The sequence below is a fragment of the Paracoccus versutus genome, assembly GCF_000763885.1.
Classification (GTDB): Bacteria; Pseudomonadota; Alphaproteobacteria; order Rhodobacterales; family Rhodobacteraceae; genus Paracoccus; species Paracoccus versutus.
The window spans coordinates 29159-45235 of record NZ_JRKO01000024.1 but is presented as its reverse complement, the minus strand read 5'-3'; the positions used below and the strand labels follow the sequence as shown (position 1 = coordinate 45235).

The 16077-nt window shown below is 69.2% G+C and carries 18 protein-coding genes; 15 read left to right on the top strand and 3 right to left on the bottom strand.

Annotated elements, in window-relative coordinates; all coding sequences use genetic code 11:
• The first annotated feature begins 17 nt into the window (after positions 1-17).
• From IT40_RS12345 to IT40_RS12315, 7 genes are all read left to right on the top strand, one after another.
• Positions 18-1376 carry an SRPBCC family protein gene (locus IT40_RS12345; RefSeq protein WP_036755340.1) on the top strand — a complete coding sequence of 453 codons (1359 nt, stop codon included), beginning with the start codon at positions 18-20 and terminating at the stop codon, positions 1374-1376.
• Positions 1373-1882, top strand: a complete 510-nt coding sequence (benB, locus tag IT40_RS12340; RefSeq protein WP_036755337.1) for a benzoate 1,2-dioxygenase small subunit — start codon at positions 1373-1375, stop codon at positions 1880-1882. The genes IT40_RS12345 and benB overlap by 4 nt, the downstream gene beginning before the upstream one ends.
• 34 nt (positions 1883-1916) lie before the next feature.
• Positions 1917-2945 carry a benzoate 1,2-dioxygenase electron transfer component BenC gene (gene benC, locus IT40_RS12335; protein ID WP_036755334.1) on the top strand — a complete coding sequence of 343 codons (1029 nt, stop codon included), beginning with the start codon at positions 1917-1919 and terminating at the stop codon, positions 2943-2945.
• Entirely contained in the window at positions 2942-3727 is a 786-nt protein-coding gene (gene benD / locus IT40_RS12330; protein ID WP_036755332.1) for a benzoate diol dehydrogenase BenD, read from the top strand. Before benC ends, benD begins: the two co-directional genes overlap by 4 nt.
• A 37-nt stretch (positions 3728-3764) precedes the next feature.
• On the top strand, positions 3765-5096 hold the full coding sequence (locus IT40_RS12325; RefSeq protein WP_036755329.1) for an MFS transporter: 1332 nt from the start codon (positions 3765-3767) through the stop codon (positions 5094-5096).
• A 62-nt stretch (positions 5097-5158) separates the two neighbouring features.
• Positions 5159-5956 carry a 3-oxoadipate enol-lactonase gene (pcaD, locus tag IT40_RS12320; protein ID WP_036755326.1) on the top strand — a complete coding sequence of 266 codons (798 nt, stop codon included), beginning with the start codon at positions 5159-5161 and terminating at the stop codon, positions 5954-5956.
• A gap of 377 nt (positions 5957-6333) precedes the next feature.
• Positions 6334-7191: a DUF2189 domain-containing protein gene (locus IT40_RS12315; RefSeq protein WP_036755323.1), complete on the top strand. Its 858-nt coding sequence runs from the start codon at positions 6334-6336 to the stop codon at positions 7189-7191.
• 116 nt (positions 7192-7307) lie between these two features.
• Here the strand turns inward: IT40_RS12315 and phnF are convergent, their stop codons facing one another.
• Complete coding sequence (phnF, locus tag IT40_RS12310; protein ID WP_052095893.1) at positions 7308-8075, bottom strand: phosphonate metabolism transcriptional regulator PhnF; 768 nt, start codon at positions 8073-8075, stop codon at positions 7308-7310.
• Positions 8076-8193: 118 nt separating this feature from the next.
• Between phnF and phnG the strand changes: the two genes are divergently transcribed.
• Genes phnG through phnN form a run of 7 tightly spaced genes read left to right on the top strand, consistent with a single transcriptional unit; the run spans position 8194 to position 13156 of the window.
• On the top strand, positions 8194-8646 hold the full coding sequence (gene phnG / locus IT40_RS12305) for a phosphonate C-P lyase system protein PhnG (protein ID WP_036755320.1): 453 nt from the start codon (positions 8194-8196) through the stop codon (positions 8644-8646).
• Positions 8643-9209 carry a phosphonate C-P lyase system protein PhnH gene (gene phnH / locus IT40_RS12300; protein WP_036755317.1) on the top strand — a complete coding sequence of 189 codons (567 nt, stop codon included), beginning with the start codon at positions 8643-8645 and terminating at the stop codon, positions 9207-9209. The genes phnG and phnH overlap by 4 nt, the downstream gene beginning before the upstream one ends.
• Positions 9209-10291: a carbon-phosphorus lyase complex subunit gene (locus IT40_RS12295; RefSeq protein ID WP_036755314.1), complete on the top strand. Its 1083-nt coding sequence runs from the start codon at positions 9209-9211 to the stop codon at positions 10289-10291. Before phnH ends, IT40_RS12295 begins: the two co-directional genes overlap by 1 nt.
• Positions 10288-11160 carry an alpha-D-ribose 1-methylphosphonate 5-phosphate C-P-lyase PhnJ gene (locus tag IT40_RS12290; RefSeq protein ID WP_036755311.1) on the top strand — a complete coding sequence of 291 codons (873 nt, stop codon included), beginning with the start codon at positions 10288-10290 and terminating at the stop codon, positions 11158-11160. The genes IT40_RS12295 and IT40_RS12290 overlap by 4 nt, the downstream gene beginning before the upstream one ends.
• Positions 11157-11939 carry a phosphonate C-P lyase system protein PhnK gene (phnK, locus tag IT40_RS12285; RefSeq protein ID WP_036755308.1) on the top strand — a complete coding sequence of 261 codons (783 nt, stop codon included), beginning with the start codon at positions 11157-11159 and terminating at the stop codon, positions 11937-11939. The genes IT40_RS12290 and phnK overlap by 4 nt, the downstream gene beginning before the upstream one ends.
• Positions 11940-11942: 3 nt before the next feature.
• Complete coding sequence (gene phnL, locus IT40_RS12280; RefSeq protein WP_036755305.1) at positions 11943-12626, top strand: phosphonate C-P lyase system protein PhnL; 684 nt, start codon at positions 11943-11945, stop codon at positions 12624-12626.
• Complete coding sequence (gene phnN / locus IT40_RS12275; protein ID WP_036755302.1) at positions 12623-13156, top strand: phosphonate metabolism protein/1,5-bisphosphokinase (PRPP-forming) PhnN; 534 nt, start codon at positions 12623-12625, stop codon at positions 13154-13156. Before phnL ends, phnN begins: the two co-directional genes overlap by 4 nt.
• On the opposite strand, the gene IT40_RS12270 is transcribed toward phnN, so the two are convergent.
• Positions 13138-13818: a DUF1045 domain-containing protein gene (locus IT40_RS12270; protein ID WP_036755300.1), complete on the bottom strand. Its 681-nt coding sequence runs from the start codon at positions 13816-13818 to the stop codon at positions 13138-13140. The two genes, phnN and IT40_RS12270, sit on opposite strands and share 19 nt — an antisense overlap.
• A 95-nt stretch (positions 13819-13913) precedes the next feature.
• On the opposite strand from IT40_RS12270, the gene IT40_RS12265 reads away from it, so the two are divergent.
• Positions 13914-15056, top strand: a complete 1143-nt coding sequence (locus IT40_RS12265; protein ID WP_036755297.1) for an alpha-D-ribose 1-methylphosphonate 5-triphosphate diphosphatase — start codon at positions 13914-13916, stop codon at positions 15054-15056.
• Positions 15057-15110: 54 nt separating this feature from the next.
• Here IT40_RS12265 and IT40_RS12260 read toward each other — a convergent pair whose 3' ends face one another.
• Positions 15111-16070, bottom strand: a complete 960-nt coding sequence (locus tag IT40_RS12260; protein ID WP_036755294.1) for an ABC transporter substrate-binding protein — start codon at positions 16068-16070, stop codon at positions 15111-15113.
• Positions 16071-16077: the final 7 nt, after the last annotated feature.

Below are 16077 nucleotides of genomic sequence, written 5' to 3'. Positions count from 1 at the left end.
CCCTGGGGAGAGAACTCATGTCCGCGATCATCGAAAAGGCACGCGATCTGGAACATCTGCTGGCCGTTGCCGTGCAGGACGACAAGGAAGCCGGCCTCTACCGCTGCCGCCGCGACATCTTCACCAACGAAGATCTGTTCGCGCTGGAAATGAAGCACATCTTCGAAGGCAACTGGGTCTATCTGGCGCATGAAAGCCAGATCCCCGAAATCAACGACTATTACACCACCTGGATCGGTCGCCAGCCGGTCGTCATCACCCGCGACAAGACCGGCGCGCTGAATGCCGTCATCAACGCCTGCGCCCACAAGGGCGCGATGCTGTGCCGCCGCAAGCAGGGCAACAAGGGCAGCTTCACCTGTCCGTTCCACGGCTGGACCTTTTCGAACACCGGCAAGCTTCTGAAGGTCAAGGACGCCAAGACCACGCAATATCCCGAGCAGTTCGGCAAGGACGGCTCGCACGACCTGACCCGCGTGGCGCGCTTCGAAAGCTATCGCGGCTTCCTGTTCGGCAGCCTCAATCCCGATGTGGCCTCGCTCGAGGATTTCCTGGGTGAGACCAAGGTCATCATCGACCAGATCGTCGACCAGGCCCCCGAGGGGCTGGAGGTGCTGCGCGGCAATTCCTCCTATATCTACGACGGCAACTGGAAGCTGCAGATGGAGAACGGCTGCGACGGCTACCATGTCAGCTCGGTGCATTGGAACTATGCCACCACCATGGACCGGCGCAGCGAGACCGGCACCAAGGCGGTCGATGCCAACAGCTGGTCGAAGTCGGTCGCCGGCGTCTATGGCTTCGAGAACGGCCATATCCTGCTGTGGACCAACACCAGGAACCCCGAGGTCCGCCCGGTCTGGAACCGCCGCGAGGAAATCGCCGCCCGCCTGGGCGAGGAGAAGGCCGGCTTCATCGTCAACCAGACCCGGAACCTGTGCCTCTATCCGAACGTGTTCCTGATGGACCAGTTCAGCACCCAGATCCGCGTCGTGCGCCCGCTGGGCGTGGACAAGACCGAAGTCACCATCTTCTGCTTCGCCCCCAAGGGCGAGTCCGCCGAGGACCGCGCCCACCGCATCCGCCAATACGAGGATTTCTTCAACGTCTCGGGCATGGGCACCTCGGACGACCTCGAGGAATTCCGCGCCTGCCAGACCGCTTACGCCGGCACGCTGGCGCTGTGGAACGACATGTCGCGCGGCGCGCCGCTGTGGATCGACGGGCCGGACGAGAATGCCCGGCGCATGGGGCTGAAGCCGCTGCTGTCGGGCGAACGCAGCGAGGACGAGGGGCTTTTCGTCTGCCAGCACGAATACTGGGCCGAGGTCATGCGCAGCGCGCTCGCGGCCGAGAAGCAGGGAGAGGCGGCATGAGCCTGGATCACACCGCAACCCGCCTGGACTACAATGCCATCTGCGCCTTCCTCTATCGCGAGGCGCGCCTGCTCGACGACCGGCAATGGGACGAATGGCTGACCTGCTATGCCCCCGATGCGCCCTACTGGATGCCCGCCTGGGACGACAACGACCAGATCACCGAGGATCCGCAATCCCAGATCTCGCTGATCTACTACCCGAACCGCGAGGGGCTGGAGGATCGCGTCTTTCGCATCAAGACCGAGCGTTCGGGCGCATCCACCCCCGAGCCGCGCACCAGCCACGCCGTCCAGAACGTCGAGGTGGTCGAGGACCGCGGCTCCGAGGTGGACGTGCGCTACAACTTCCACACGCTGAACCACCGCTACAAGGTCACCGACCAGTTCTTCGGCACCATCTTCGTGACCCTGCGCAAGGACGACGGCGGGCTGGTCATCGCCGCCAAGAAGATCGTCCTGAAGAACGACTACATCCGCCAGGTCATCGACGTCTACCACGTCTGACCCGTCCCAGCACAACCGCAAGGAGGAGGCGACCATGTGCTATCGCATCGCATTGAATTTCGAGGACGGGATCACCCGCTTCGTCGATTGCAAGCCGGGCGAGAAGGTTCTCGACGCCGCGTTCCGCAACAAGATCAACCTGCCGATGGACTGTTCGGACGGTGTTTGCGGCACCTGCAAGTGCCGCGCCGAAAGCGGCGCCTATGACATGGGCGACGACTATATCGACGACGCCCTGACCGAGGACGAGGCCGCCGAGGGGCTGGTCCTGACCTGCCAGATGGTGCCGTCCTCGGATTGCGTGCTGTCGGTGCCGACGACCTCGCTGGCCTGCAAGACCGGCCAGCAGGTTTTCGCCGCCACCGTGACCCGGATCGAGCCGCATCAGGACGCCGCCGTGGTGCTGGAGCTGGCGGTGGACGACGAGGCGCAGGCTCCCGCCTTCCTGCCGGGGCAATATGTCAACATCGCCGTGCCGGGCAGCGGCGATCATCGGTCCTATTCCTTCAGCTCCGCTCCGGGCGAGCGCAGCCTGGGCTTCCTGATCAAGAAGATCCCCGGCGGGCTGATGGGCAACTGGCTGGCGCGCGCGAAGCCGGGCGACCGGCTGGACCTGACCGGGCCGATGGGCAGCTTCTACCTGCGCGACGGCAAAGGCCCGCTGCTGTTCCTGGCGGGCGGCACCGGCCTGGCGCCCTTCCTGTCGATGCTGGAGGTTCTGGCGCGGGCCGGGTCGCGGCGCCAGATCCACCTGGTCTATGGCGTGACGCGCGATCAGGATCTGGTGCTGGTCGATGAGCTGGCCGCCTATGCCGGCCGCCTGCCGAACTTCACCTTTGCGACCGTGGTGGCGGATCCCGCATCCGGCCACCCCCGCAAGGGCTGGGTGACGCAGCACATGCCCGAGGACATGCTGGCCGCCGGCGGGGTCGATGTCTATCTTTGCGGACCCCCGCCCATGGTCGATGCCGTGCGGCATTACCTGGACGGGCAGGGCGTGCAGCCCGCCAGCTTCCATTACGAGAAGTTCACCCCCAACGCGCCGCTGAAGGCCATCGCATGACCGGGGCCGTCTTTGCCGGTCGCTTTGCGGGCAAGGTGCTGGTCGTGACCGGGGCCGCGCAGGGCATCGGCCGCGCCGTCGCCCTGCGCGCGGCGGCCGAAGGGGGGCGGGTGCTGTTCGTGGACCGTGCCGATTTCGTGGCCGAGGTGGCGGCGGAAGCGGGCGGCGGTGCCGCGGCCTTCACCGCCGACCTGGAAACCTGGGACGGCGCCGATGCGGCGATGCGCCATGCGGCCCGCACCTTCGGCGGCATCGACATCCTGATCAACAATGTCGGCGGCGCGATACGGATGCGGCCCTTTGCCGAATTCGAACCGGCCCAGATCGACGCCGAGATCCGCCGGTCGCTGATGCCGACGCTGTATTGCTGCCATGCGGTCCTGCCGCATCTGCTGGCGCGCGGCGGCGGCACCATCGTCAACGTCTCGTCGAACGCGACGCGCGGCATCCATCGCGTGCCCTATTCGGCGGCCAAGGGCGGCGTCAACGCGATCACGCAATCCCTGGCGATGGAGATGGCCGGCCAGAACATCCGCGTGGTCGCCACCGCCCCCGGCGGGACCGAGGCGCCGCCGCGCCGCGTCCCGCGCAATGCCGATGGCGACAGCGCCGACGAACGGCGCTGGATGGCCGAGGTCGTGGACCAGGTCAGGCAATCCGCCTTCATGCGCCGCTACGGCAGCATCGACGAACAGGTCGCGCCGATCCTGTTCCTGGCCTCGGACGAGGCGTCCTACATCACCGGCTCGGTCCTGCCCGTCGCGGGGGGCGACAGCGGCTGACCGCGATTTCAACGACGAGACAGGGAGGAGACAAGGAATGCGCAGCATAGACGTGAACGAGGCCATCGACCAAGGCCCGTTCGGCAGCTTTCAATGGAGGGTGGTCGCGCTTTGCGGCGCGCTGCTGGTGGTCGATGGATACGACGTGTTCGTGGCGGGCACAGTGCTGCCCACGCTGATCGTGGAATGGGGGCTGACCAAGCCGCAGGCGGGCGCGCTGCAGGCCTGGGCGCTGTTCGGGATGATGTTCGGCGCCCTGATCCTTGGCCCGCTGGCCGACCGGATCGGCCGCAAGAAGGGCGTGGCGATCAGCTTCGTGCTGTTCACCTCGGCCACCGTGCTGACGGGCTTTGCCAACTCGCCCGAGCAGTTCAAGGTCTTCCGCTTCATCGCGGGCCTGGGCTGCGGCGGGCTGATGCCGAACGCGGTGGCGCTGATGAACGAATATGCGCCCAGGCGGTTGCGCGGCACCATGGTCGCGCTGATGTTTTCGGGCTATTCGGTCGGCGGCATGGTCGCGGCGGGCCTGGGCATCGGCCTGATCCCCAGCTTCGGCTGGAGGCCGATGTTCTTCATCGCCGCCGTGCCGCTGCTGATGTTGCCGCTGGTCCTGTGGAAACTGCCGGAATCGCTGGGCTTCCTGATCCGCCAGGGCAAGCAGGACGAGGCGCGGCGCATCTTTGCCCGCATCGACCCGGCCACGCCGCTGGCCCCCGAGGACCGGCTGGTCTTTGCCGAGGCCAAGGGCGCATCGGCATCGGTGGCGGAGCTGTTCCGGCACGGCCGGACGCTGCGCACGCTGATGCTGTGGCTGTCCTTCTTCTGCTGCCTGTTGCTGGTCTATCTGCTGTCGTCCTGGCTGCCCAAGGTGCTGCAAGAGGCCGGCTATGCCGAACGGGCCAGCCTGCTGTCGCTGTTCTCGCTGAACTTCGGCGGCATGGCGGGGGCGATCATGGGCGGACGCCTGGGCGACCGTTTCGGCCTGCCCAAGGTCGTGGTGGGCTTCTTTGCCGCGGCGGCGGTCTCGATTGCGCTGATCGGCTTCAACCCGGCGCCGGGGCTCTTGTTCCTGCTGGTCTTTGTCGCCGGGGCGACGACCATCGGCACCCAGATCCTGCTTTATGCCAGCGTGGCGCAGCTTTACAACCTGTCGGTCCGTTCGACCGGCCTTGGCTGGGCCTCGGGCGTGGGCCGGATCGGCGCCATCGTCGGGCCGACGCTGGGCGGGGTGCTGCTGGCACGGGAACTGCCGCTGGGGCAGAACTTCATGCTCTTCGCGATCCCGGCGGCGCTCTCGGCCCTGGCGATGCTGGTCTTTGCGCTTGCCAACGGGCGTGCCCGCGACGCGACGCGGCTTGCCGCCGCCTGAGCATCACCGAAAACAGGCGCGCGGTTTCGGCCGCGCGTCCAAATCCGCATGAAAGGCCGACCATGCCCTATCTGGACCTGCCCACCCACCGGCTTCACTATCGCATCGACGGCGCGGCAGGGAAGAAGCCATGGCTGACCTTCTGCAATTCCCTGGGCACCGACCTGCACATGTGGGACGCCCAGGTCGCCAGCCTTTCCCAGGATTTCCGCATCCTGCGCTATGATCGCCGCGGCCATGGCAGGTCCGGCGCGCCGGTGCCGCCTTACGGTCTGGCCGATCTGGGCGGCGACGTGATCGCGCTGTGGGACGCGCTGTCCATCAGGCGCAGCCATTTCTGCGGCCTGTCCATCGGCGGGCTGACCGGGCAATGGCTGGGCATCCACGCCGGCGCGCGGCTTGGGCGCATGGTTCTTTGCGCGACGGCCGCCCGGATCGGCACCGCCGAAAGCTGGCATGCCCGCATCGACGAGGTCCGGGCAAACGGCCTTGGCGGTCTTGTTCCCGCGACTGCGGAACGCTGGTTCACGCCCGGTTTTCGCGCGACCCATCCTGCCACGGTCAAGGCGGTCCTGGACGGTTTCGCCGCCACCTCGGTCGATGGCTATGTGGGATGCTGCGCCGCGCTTGCCAGCGCGGATCTTCGCGACCGCCTTCCCCAGATCGCCAATCCGCTGCTGGCGATTTCCGGCGACGACGATCCGGTCTGCCCGCCCGCCGAATTGGCCATGATCGCCAAAGCGGTGCGCTGCGGGCGTCACCTGTCCCTGCCGGGGCGGCATATCGTGAACCGGGAATCGGCGCCGCGCTTCGACATCGCCTTGAAGGACTTTCTGACCGCAGCCCCATGCGGTGCCTGAAGGAGCGGGGGCGGCAACGTCATCCCGAATTCGGCCTCGCGTCAGCCGGTTTCTCATGGATGACGCCGTCGACCCACGCGCTGGCGTGCCTGGGCGAGCGACCGCCATCCGATCCTGCGCCCGCCGTCAGGCCGCCTTTCGCCCGGTGCGGCGGCAGGTCGCCATGGACACCATGCCCTGAGCGCGGCGGCCTCTCCCTCGGCGACGGGGCGGCGGCAAGGGACAAGGCACGCGATTCCCCGAGTGCAACCTTGCGCTGTATCTGCTAGACTACCCGTCGAGGACGGTTCGGCCCGGCATGTTCGCGGGCGGGGGGCCGGATTCCCCGGCTGACGCCTCGCCCTATCGCGGGCCCTCCAGGAAGGGAGGATGCAGCCATGCACCGAGAGACGATTGGAAACCCGCTGAGCTGGAGCGCGCAGAGGCTGGCCGGCATAGGCCGCAGCGCCGGGGCGGCGGTGGACGGGATCGGCAGCCACGAAAGAGCCGTGCCCACGGTCAACCAGATCGGCTGGGGCGACATCCGCGCGGCGCTTCGCAAGGGCGTCGAGGACTTTGCCGCGCTGCGCACCGACGTGATCACCGCGGTGGCGCTCTATCCGGTGATCGGCTTCGTCCTTGCCGCCTGGGCGTTCAACGCGGGGCAGGTGCATCTGCTGTTCCCGCTGGCCGCGGGCTTTCCCTTGATCGGACCTGTCGCGGCGATCGGCCTTTACGAGATGAGCCGGCGGCGCGAGCGGGGCGAGGATACGAATTGGGGCGCGGTGCTGGCGACGCTGACCGGCCGGGTGCTTGGGCCGGTGCTGATGCTGGGCTTGCTGCTCGCGGCGATCTTTGCCTTCTGGCTGCTTGCCGCGCATGCGATCTGGGTCGTCACCCTGGGGCCGGGGCCTTATGACAGCCTGCTCGTCCTGCTGCGCGACAGCTTCACCACCGGCGCGGGCTGGACGATGATCCTTGCCGGGATCGGCGTCGGCTTCGTCTTTGCCGCCGTGGTGCTGTGCGTCAGCCTGGTGTCGTTCCCGATGCTGATCGACCGCCCGGTGGGGGTGCCGGTGGCGCTGGCGACCTCGCTCGCCGTCGCGCGCCGCAACCCTGGCGCGACGGCGCTTTGGGGGCTGATCGTCGCCGGCGCGCTGGTGCTGGGGATGATCCCGCTTTTTGCCGGGCTGATCATCGTGCTGCCCATCCTCGGCCACGCGACATGGCACCTTTACCGCCGGGCCGTGGGCTAGGGGCAATCGACCGAGCTCGTTGCAGAGCAAGCGCAGGGCTGGCGCAGCCGCTGCAAATCTCCGCCGCCGGGGACTGCGTTCGCGGCGGCCTGCCCATCGCATGGGCTGGCGGGCGGTTATGAGTTGCGCGCGGCCTTTCCGGTGGACGGCAAGGTGCCGACGCCCTGGCCGCCGTCCTCGGGGCGCAGGGTCAGCGTCACCCGGTCGCCGGCGAACCAGGTGGTGCCGTATTCGACCGGCACGCCGCCCGCATCCACGTTCACCGCGACCGAGCGCAGCATCGGGGCGCCCTCGGGCACCTCCAGCGCCAGCGCCATCACCGCGGGCGCAAGCTCTGCCGTCAGCCGGGTCGAGGCGCGGGTGTAGTCCTTGAGCCCGCATTCCGCCAGCGCCGCCGTGACCGAAGGGATCGCCGCCACATGCCGCAGCAGTTCCGGGAAACGCCCGGCATCGAAGACCGAGCGGAACGCCGCCACCGGCTGGCCATCGACCAGCGACACGCCCTCGACCACATGCACCGGGCTGCCGGGGGCAAGGTGCAGCGCCTCGGCCTCTTCGGCATTGGCGGCGCGCGTCTCGGCCAGCGTCAGCCGGCGCGAGGGCGTGCGTCCCGAGGCGGTGATGTTCTGGTGAAACCGCACCCGCAGGCCCAGCGGGTAATCCGTGGGTCGCGCCGCGACGAAGACCCCGGCGCCACGGCGCGAGCGTAGCGTCCCCGCCTCGGCCAGTGCCGCCAGCGCATGGCGCACGGTATGGCGGTTGACGCCGAACCGTGCGGCCAGCACCGCCTCGGAGGGCAGCTTGTCGCCGGGGCGGTAATGCCCCTCGGCGATCTCGGCCGCCAGCGTGTCGGCGATGGATTTCCAGATCGGACTGCGGGCCATGTCGCCTCCGTCACCAAAAATTCACGATGCCGCCCCTTGAGCAGAATCGGCGGGCGGGCTATCACTTGTCTAGTTGTATAGTAATCTAGACAAACCCGCAAGCTTGTCGAGGCCCGGAATGTCCCAACCATCCCCATCCGAAACCGCCCTGCGCCGCGACTGGATCTCGGCCCTGGCCAAGGCGCCGCCAGGGCGGCTGGCGGCGCTGCTGCCCGACCTGCCTGCGCATGAGATGCTGCGCGCGCCCGAAATCGGCACCGTCATGGTGCAAGGCCGCATCGGCGGCACCGGCGCGCCCTTCAACCTGGGCGAGATGACCGTGACCCGCTGCTCGGTCCGGCTGGCCGAGGGCGCGGTGGGCCATGCCTGCGTGCAGGGCCGCGACAAGGCCCATGCCGCTCGCGCCGCCCTGGCCGATGCGCTGATGCAGACCGCGGCCGCGCCGCGGATCGAGGCGCAGGTGCTGGCCCCCCTGCGGGCCGAGGCCGCCGGGGCCCGCGCCAGCCGCGCCGCCAGGGCCGCCGCCACCCGCGTCGAATTCTTCACCATGCTGCGCGGAGAGGACGCATGAACGCCATCCTGACCGGCGGTTTCGCCGACCCTTCGACCCAATCCGCCCATGCCTTCCGCGCTCTCCTGGAGGCCATGGCGCGGCCCGGCCGCATCCTTGCCGTCGAGGGCGCCCGGCCGCCCGCGCCCCTCTCGGTCGCGGCCGGGGTGGCGCTCTTGACCCTGACCGATGCCACCACGCCGCTGCATCTGGCGGGTGCGGCGGATTGCGAGGCGCTGCGGGGCTGGATCGGCTTTCACACCGGCGCGCCGCTGGTCGCGGCCGAACAGGCGCAATTCGCGATTGGCACCTGGGACGCTCTGCACCCCCTCGGCCGCTTCCGCATCGGCGAGCCGTCCTATCCCGACCGCTCGGCAACGCTGATCGTCGAGGTGGACCGGCTGGAGCCCGAGGGCGCCCGCCTGACCGGCCCCGGCATCGAAACCGAGGCGCGGCTGTCCCTGCCCGAGACCGCCGCCTTCCGCGCCAACCGGGCGCTGTTCCCGCTGGGCTTCGATTGCATCCTGACCTGCGGCGCGCGCCTTGCCGCCCTGCCGCGCAGCACCATCGTGGAGGACGCCTGATGTATGTCGCCGTCAAAGGGGGCGAGCGCGCCATCGACGCCGCCCATGCCTGGCTGGCCGAGGAACGCCGCGGCGACCCCGCCATCCCCGAGCTGACCGTGGCCCAGATCCGCGAGCAGATGGCGCTGGCGGTGAACCGGGTCATGGCCGAGGGCTCGCTCTACGATCCCGACCTGGCCGCGCTCGCGATCAAGCAGGCGCGCGGCGACCTGATCGAGGCGGTGTTCCTGATCCGCGCCTATCGCACCACCTTGCCGCGTTTCGGCACCTCGCGCCCGGTCGACACGGCGGCGATGGCGGTCGATCGCCGCGTCTCGGCCACCTTCAAGGATCTGCCGGGTGGGCAGGTGCTGGGGCCCACCTTCGACTATACCCACCGCCTGCTGGATTTCGCGCTGGCCGCCGAGGGCGAGGCGCCGCCCGCGCCCCAGGCGCCTGCGCGGGACGAGCCGGTGCCGCATGTCACCGGCCTGCTGGACCGCGACGGGCTGATCGAGGGGCAGCCGGCGGACGACACGCCCGCCCCCGACCTGACGCGCCAGCCGCTGGAACTGCCGGCTTCGCGCGCGCTGCGCCTGCAGGCGCTGGCGCGGGCGGACGAGGGGTTCACCCTGTCGCTGGCCTATTCCACGCAGCGCGGCTACGGCCGCACCCATGCCTTCGTCGGCGAATTGCGCATCGGCCGCGTCGCGGTTCAGGTCGACCTGCCCGAGCTGGGCTTTGCCGTCGAGATCGGCGAGGTCGAGCTGACCGAATGCGACACGGTGAACCAGTTCAAGGGCTCCCGCACCGAGCCGCCGCAATTCACCCGCGGCTATGGCCTGGTCATGGGCCAGTCCGAGCGCAAGGCGATTTCCATGTCGCTGGTGGACCGCGCCCTGCGCTGGCAGGAACTGGGCGAGGATTTCACCGGCGCCCCGGCGCAGGATGAGGAATTCGTGCTAAGCCATTGCGACAACATCCAGTCGACGGGTTTCCTCGAACATATCAAGCTGCCGCATTACGTCGATTTCCAGGCCGAGCTGGAACTGGTCCGGCGCATGCGGCGCGAGGCGATGCAGATGCAGGAGGCGGCGGAATGACCGACCAAGCCTATAATTTCGCCTATCTGGACGAACAGACCAAGCGGATGATCCGCCGCGCGCTGTTGAAGGCGCTGGCGATCCCCGGCTACCAGGTGCCCTTCGCCAGCCGCGAGATGCCGATGCCCTATGGCTGGGGCACCGGCGGCGTGCAGGTGACGGCGGCCTGCCTGACCCCGGACGACCGGCTGAAGGTCATCGACCAGGGCGCCGACGACACCACCAACGCGGTGTCGATCCGCCGCTTCTTCCAGCGCACGGCGGGGGTCGCAACCACCGAGCGCACCACTGACGCCACGGTGATCCAGACCCGCCACCGCATCCCCGAGCAGCCGCTGGCCGAGGGGCAGATCCTGGTCTACCAGGTGCCGATCCCCGAACCCCTGCGCTTCTTGGAACCGCGCGAGACCGAGACGCGCAAGATGCACGAGCTTGAGGAATACGGGCTGATGCACGTCAAGCTTTACGAGGACATCGCCCGGCATGGCGAGATCGCGACCGCCTATGCCTATCCGGTCAGGGTCGAGGGGCGCTATGTCATGGACCCTTCGCCGATCCCGAAGTTCGACAACCCGAAGCTGGCCGGCAATCCGGCGATCCAGCTGTTCGGCGCCGGGCGCGAGGCGCGGATCTATGCCCTGCCGCCCTATTCCGACGTGGTCAGCCTGGATTTCGAGGACCACCCCTTCACGGCCTCCAAGGCCGATCACGCATGCGACCTGTGCGGCTCGGGCAGCAGCTATCTGGACGAGGTCATCACCGACGACCGCGGCACGCGCATGTTCGTCTGTTCCGACACCGATTTCTGCGCCGCGCGCCAGGCGCAGGGGCATTGCGGCCGCCTGTCGCCGCAAGGAGACGCGCCATGACCCTGATGCAGAACGCCATCACCGCCGCACCGCTGCTGTCGGTGCAGGGCTTGACGAAACGCTACGGCCCGCGGATCGGCTGCGCCGATGTCGGCTTCGACCTTTACCCCGGCGAAGTGCTGGGCATCGTCGGCGAAAGCGGCTCGGGGAAATCGACGCTGCTGTCCTGCCTGGCCGGGCACCAGCGCCCGGACCAGGGGCGGATCCTGTTCGACGGTGCCGATGTGCTGGCATTCTCCGAGGCCGAGCGGCGCCGGCTGTTGCGCGGCGACTGGGCGTATGTCCACCAGAACCCGCGCGACGGGCTGCGCATGGGCGTGTCGGCCGGCGGCAATGTCGGCGAGCGGCTGATGGCCGTGGGCGCGCGCAACTATGCCGCCATCCGCGACAGCGCCACCGACTGGCTGGGCCGGGTCGAGATCGCGGCGGACCGCATCGACGACCGCCCCTCGGCCTTTTCCGGGGGCATGCAGCAGCGCTTGCAGATCGCGCGCAACCTGGTGACGGGACCGCGGCTGGTGTTCATGGACGAACCCACCGGCGGGCTTGACGTCAGCGTGCAGGCGCGGCTGCTGGACCTGCTGCGCGGGCTGGTGCGCGACCTTGGCCTGTCGGTGGTGATCGTCACCCATGACCTGGCGGTGGTGCGGCTGCTCGCCGACCGGCTGATGGTGATGAAGTCGGGCAGGGTGGTGGAAACCGGCCTGACCGACCAGGTGCTGGACGATCCCCAGCACGCCTATACCCAGCTGCTCGTGTCCTCTGTCCTTCAGGTGTAGCCGATGATCGAGATCCAGAACCTTACGAAAAGCTTTACCCTGCACAACCAGGGCGGGGTGGCGATCCCGGTGATGGCCGGGGCGCATCTGCGCGTGGCCCCTGGCGAATGCGTCGGGCTGGTCGGCCGCTCGGGCGCCGGGAAATCGACGCTGATGCGCATGGTCTATGGCAACTACCTGGCCGGGGGCGGGTCGATCCGCATCGGCGGGGTCGACGTGGTCACGGCCGAGCCGCGCCAGATCCTGGCGCTGCGCCGCGCGGTCCTGGGCCATGTCAGCCAGTTCCTGCGCGTCGTGCCGCGCGTGCCCACGCTGGAGGTTGTGGCCGAGCCGCTGTTGCGGCTGGGCATCGCCCCCCAGGCGGCGCGGGCGCGCGCCGCCGATCTGCTGGCGCGGCTGAACATCCCCGAGCGGCTGTGGCGGCTGTCGCCCACCACCTTCTCGGGCGGCGAGCAGCAGCGCGTGAACATCGCCCGCGGCTTTGCCCATGACTATCCGGCCCTGCTGCTGGACGAGCCGACCGCCAGCCTGGATGCGCAGAACCGCGAGGTGGTGCTGTGCCTGATCGAAGAGGCCAAGGCCCGCGGCGCGGCGATCCTGGGCATCTTCCACGACGAGAGCGCGCGGGACCGGGTCTGCGACCGGCTGGTCGACGTGACCGGCTTCACGCCGGGGCTGGCGGCATGAGCCGGCGGCTGGTCGCCGTGGTCGGCCCCTCGGGCGCGGGCAAGGACACGCTGATGGCGCTGGCCTGCGCCGCGCGGCCCGACATCCGCGCCGCCCGCCGCGTCGTAACCCGCCCGGCCGAGGCCGGCGGCGAGGATTTCGAGGGCGTCAGCGAGGCCGAGTTCGCCGCCCGCCGGCAGGCCGGCGCATTCGCCCTGCATTGGCGCGCGCATGGGCTGGGCTACGGCATCCCGGCCGAAGCCTTGGCCGGACAGGGCACGCTGCTCATCAACGCCAGCCGCGCCGTGCTGGCCGAGGCGCAGGAGCGGTTCCCCGGCCTGACGGTGCTGCTGGTGACGGCACCGCCCGAGGTGCTGGCGCAGCGGCTGGCCGGGCGCGGGCGCGAAAGCGGCGCGGACCAGGCGGCGCGGCTGGCGCGGGCGGGCTTTCCGCTGCCGCCCGGCATCGTGCCGCGGGTGGTGGTGAACGACGGCACGCCCGAACAGGGGCTCGCGCGCTTTCTGGCCGCGCTTCAGCCGGAAAGGGTATAGCGATGCAGCAGGCGAAAGCGCCCGTCCTCGGCCTCGCCGAACAGGCACAGGTCGGCGATGCGAAAGGGCCGGGGCAGGACCGGGGCGAAATGCGCATCCAGGATCTGCGCCGCCTGGGTGGCCAGCGGTTCCTCCAGCCGGTCGGTCAGGGTCAGGTGGAAACGGAATTCCTCCATGACATAGGGATAGCCCCAAAGCCGCAGCAATTCGCGCTGGCGTGGGGTCAGGCGATCGGGGCGGCGGCGGGCGATCTCGGCCTCGGTCAGGGGCGCGCGCAGGCCGTCGAGCGCCGCCACCACCGTCGCGGCCAGGGCTTGCAGCCGTGCCGCGTCGCCCTCCGGCACCAGCGCCAGGAAACCTCCCAGGCTGGCGAGCCGCAGGCCAGGCAGGGTGACGGGCGAAAGCCGCCGGGCCAGCCCCGCCACGGCGCGGTGCAATTCGTCGGCATCCCGGCCCTCGGCCAGCCGGAAGGGCGGCTTCAGCGTGCCATGAAAGCCGTATTTGCGCGGGTCGCGGGTGATCTCGGCGGCCGGCAGGCCCAGGTCGGGCGGGTCCAGCGGCTGGCCCGCGGCGGCATCCCAGCCCAGCCAGGCGCTGGCGCGGCTGGCGAATGCGCCCTCGGGCGGGGCGTAATAGACGGCGTAACGCTTCATCATGTCCATGCGCAGGCTCTTATCGCTGGCGTGTCACAGGCTTGTGACACGGCGCTGGCATTCAGCCCGTCCATGGACCCGGACGCAAGACAGGACGACAGAAGATGACCGAGACGATCCTTGCAAACGCCACGCTTGTCCTGCCCCGCGAGGTGATCCGCGGGGCGCTGCGCATGGCCGATGGCCGCATCAGCGCCATCGACCATGGCGCGACCGTGCCCCAAGGCGCGGTGGATTGCGGCGGCGATCTGGTGATGCCGGGGCTGATCGAGCTGCATACCGACAATCTGGAGCGCCACATCCAGCCCCGCCCCCGCGTGCACTGGCCGCATCAGGCGGCGATCCTGGCCCATGACGGCGAACTGGCCAGCGTAGGCATCACCACGGTTTTCGACGCGTTGCGCGTGGGGTCGGTCGTGTCGGACGGCAAGGCGAATTACGGCGAATATGCCCGCGCCCTAGCCGACGAGATCCTGGAGCTGCGGTCCATGGGCGCGCTGAAGATCAGCCATTACCTGCACCTGCGGGCCGAGGTCTGTTCCGAAACCCTGGTGGCCGAGATGGCCAAGTTCGGTCCCCAGGACCGCATCGGCATCGTCAGCCTGATGGACCACACGCCCGGAGAGCGGCAGTTCCGCGACATCTCCAAGCTCAAGGATTACGTCTGCGGCAAGCATGGCCTGTCGGACGAGGGCTTTGCCGACCATGTCGCCAGCCAGCGCGCCCTGCGCGAACGGCTGGGCGCGCTGCACGAGGAAACGGCGGTGGCCGAGGCGCGGCGCTATGGCGCGGTGCTGGCCAGCCATGACGACACCACGGCGGCGCAGGTCGCGGTCTCGGCCGGGCATGGCGCGCATTTCGCCGAGTTCCCGACCACGGCCGAGGCCGCGCGCGCCTGCCGCGACCACGGCATCCGGGTGATGATGGGGGCGCCGAACCTGATCCGCGGCGGCAGCCATTCGGGCAATGTCGCGGCGGCGGACCTGGCCGAGGCGGGGCTTCTGGACATCCTGTCCTCGGACTACGTGCCTTCGTCGCTGCTGTCGGCGGCGCTGCTGCTGGGCGATCTGTGGGGGGACATGGCGCGCGGCATCGCCACCGTGACCCAGGGCCCGGCCCAGGCGACCGGGCTGGCCGACCGCGGCCGGCTGGCCCCCGGCACGCGGGCCGACGTGATCCGCGTCGCCCGCATCGGCCGCGGCGCCGCGCTGCGCGGCGCCTGGGTGCAGGGGGTCCGCGTGGCCTGATCGCATCGCCGGACGCAGCCCCGCCGAGGCAAGGGGGCTGCGCGGGCGGCCCGTTCAGAACGGGCTGTCGGGATAATAGAACTGCTCGGCGTTCTCGGGCGTGATCAACTGGCTGCCGATGATGAAGCGCCCGGTCATCGGCGCGTTCGACACGAAGTTCAGCGCCGTCATCTCGATGGCCGAGGAAATCAGCGCCGGCGGATAGGTCACGTTCACCGGCAGCTGCTTGTCGCCATCCATGATGCGCTTGACGATCTCCTTCATGCCGGCGCCGCCGATCACCCACATCTCGTCCTGGCGGTTCGCGGCCGAGATCGCCTCGAGCACGCCGATGGCCATGTCGTCGTCGGCGGCCCAGACCGCGTCGATCTGCGGGTATTTCGCCAGGTAGTCCTGCATCACCGCAAAGGCGTCGTCGCGGTTCCAGTTGCCGTGCTGCATGTCCAGGATCTCGACCTCGGAGCCCTCCAGCGCGGCGCGGAAGGCATCGACGCGCTCGTTGTCCAGCGTGGTCGGGATGCCGCGCAGCACCACGATCTTGGCGCCGGGCTCAAGGTTTCCCTTGAAATATTCCCCCGCCACGCGGCCGAAGGCGGTGTTGTCGCCGGCCACGTATAGATCCTCGATCCCTTCCTGGCTCAGCCCGCGGTCCACCACGGTCACGAACTTGCCCGCATCCTTGACCGCCTTGACCGGGGCGGTCAGCGGCTCGGATTCGAAGGGCAGCACCACCAGCGCGTCGATGTTGCGCGTGGCCATCATGTCCTCGATGTCGTTGACCTGCTTGGCCGGATCGCCGGCGGTGGACAGCACGAATTCAAGGTTGGGATAGGTCGCGCCCAGCCGCTTGATCGTGTCCTGCGCGTGCCAGTTCAGCCCGCCCATGAACCCATGCGTGGCCGACGGGATCGACACGCCGATGATCTTCTTCTCGGCCTCCTGCGCGACGGCGGGGGCGGCGATCCCCATCGCGGCCATCAGCGCGGCGGCTTTCATCAGGCTTCTGCGTTTCATCTGTTGC

Coding starts and splice junctions, on each gene's coding strand:
- IT40_RS12345 (WP_036755340.1), top strand. CDS start 18: ATGTCCGCGATCATCGAAAAGGCACGCGATCTGGAACATCTGCTGGCC.
- benB (WP_036755337.1), top strand. CDS start 1,373: ATGAGCCTGGATCACACCGCAACCCGCCTGGACTACAATGCCATCTGC.
- benC (WP_036755334.1), top strand. CDS start 1,917: ATGTGCTATCGCATCGCATTGAATTTCGAGGACGGGATCACCCGCTTC.
- benD (WP_036755332.1), top strand. CDS start 2,942: ATGACCGGGGCCGTCTTTGCCGGTCGCTTTGCGGGCAAGGTGCTGGTC.
- IT40_RS12325 (WP_036755329.1), top strand. CDS start 3,765: ATGCGCAGCATAGACGTGAACGAGGCCATCGACCAAGGCCCGTTCGGC.
- pcaD (WP_036755326.1), top strand. CDS start 5,159: ATGCCCTATCTGGACCTGCCCACCCACCGGCTTCACTATCGCATCGAC.
- IT40_RS12315 (WP_036755323.1), top strand. CDS start 6,334: ATGCACCGAGAGACGATTGGAAACCCGCTGAGCTGGAGCGCGCAGAGG.
- phnF (WP_052095893.1), bottom strand. CDS start 8,075: ATGGCCCGCAGTCCGATCTGGAAATCCATCGCCGACACGCTGGCGGCC.
- phnG (WP_036755320.1), top strand. CDS start 8,194: ATGTCCCAACCATCCCCATCCGAAACCGCCCTGCGCCGCGACTGGATC.
- phnH (WP_036755317.1), top strand. CDS start 8,643: ATGAACGCCATCCTGACCGGCGGTTTCGCCGACCCTTCGACCCAATCC.
- IT40_RS12295 (WP_036755314.1), top strand. CDS start 9,209: ATGTATGTCGCCGTCAAAGGGGGCGAGCGCGCCATCGACGCCGCCCAT.
- IT40_RS12290 (WP_036755311.1), top strand. CDS start 10,288: ATGACCGACCAAGCCTATAATTTCGCCTATCTGGACGAACAGACCAAG.
- phnK (WP_036755308.1), top strand. CDS start 11,157: ATGACCCTGATGCAGAACGCCATCACCGCCGCACCGCTGCTGTCGGTG.
- phnL (WP_036755305.1), top strand. CDS start 11,943: ATGATCGAGATCCAGAACCTTACGAAAAGCTTTACCCTGCACAACCAG.
- phnN (WP_036755302.1), top strand. CDS start 12,623: ATGAGCCGGCGGCTGGTCGCCGTGGTCGGCCCCTCGGGCGCGGGCAAG.
- IT40_RS12270 (WP_036755300.1), bottom strand. CDS start 13,818: ATGGACATGATGAAGCGTTACGCCGTCTATTACGCCCCGCCCGAGGGC.
- IT40_RS12265 (WP_036755297.1), top strand. CDS start 13,914: ATGACCGAGACGATCCTTGCAAACGCCACGCTTGTCCTGCCCCGCGAG.
- IT40_RS12260 (WP_036755294.1), bottom strand. CDS start 16,070: ATGAAACGCAGAAGCCTGATGAAAGCCGCCGCGCTGATGGCCGCGATG.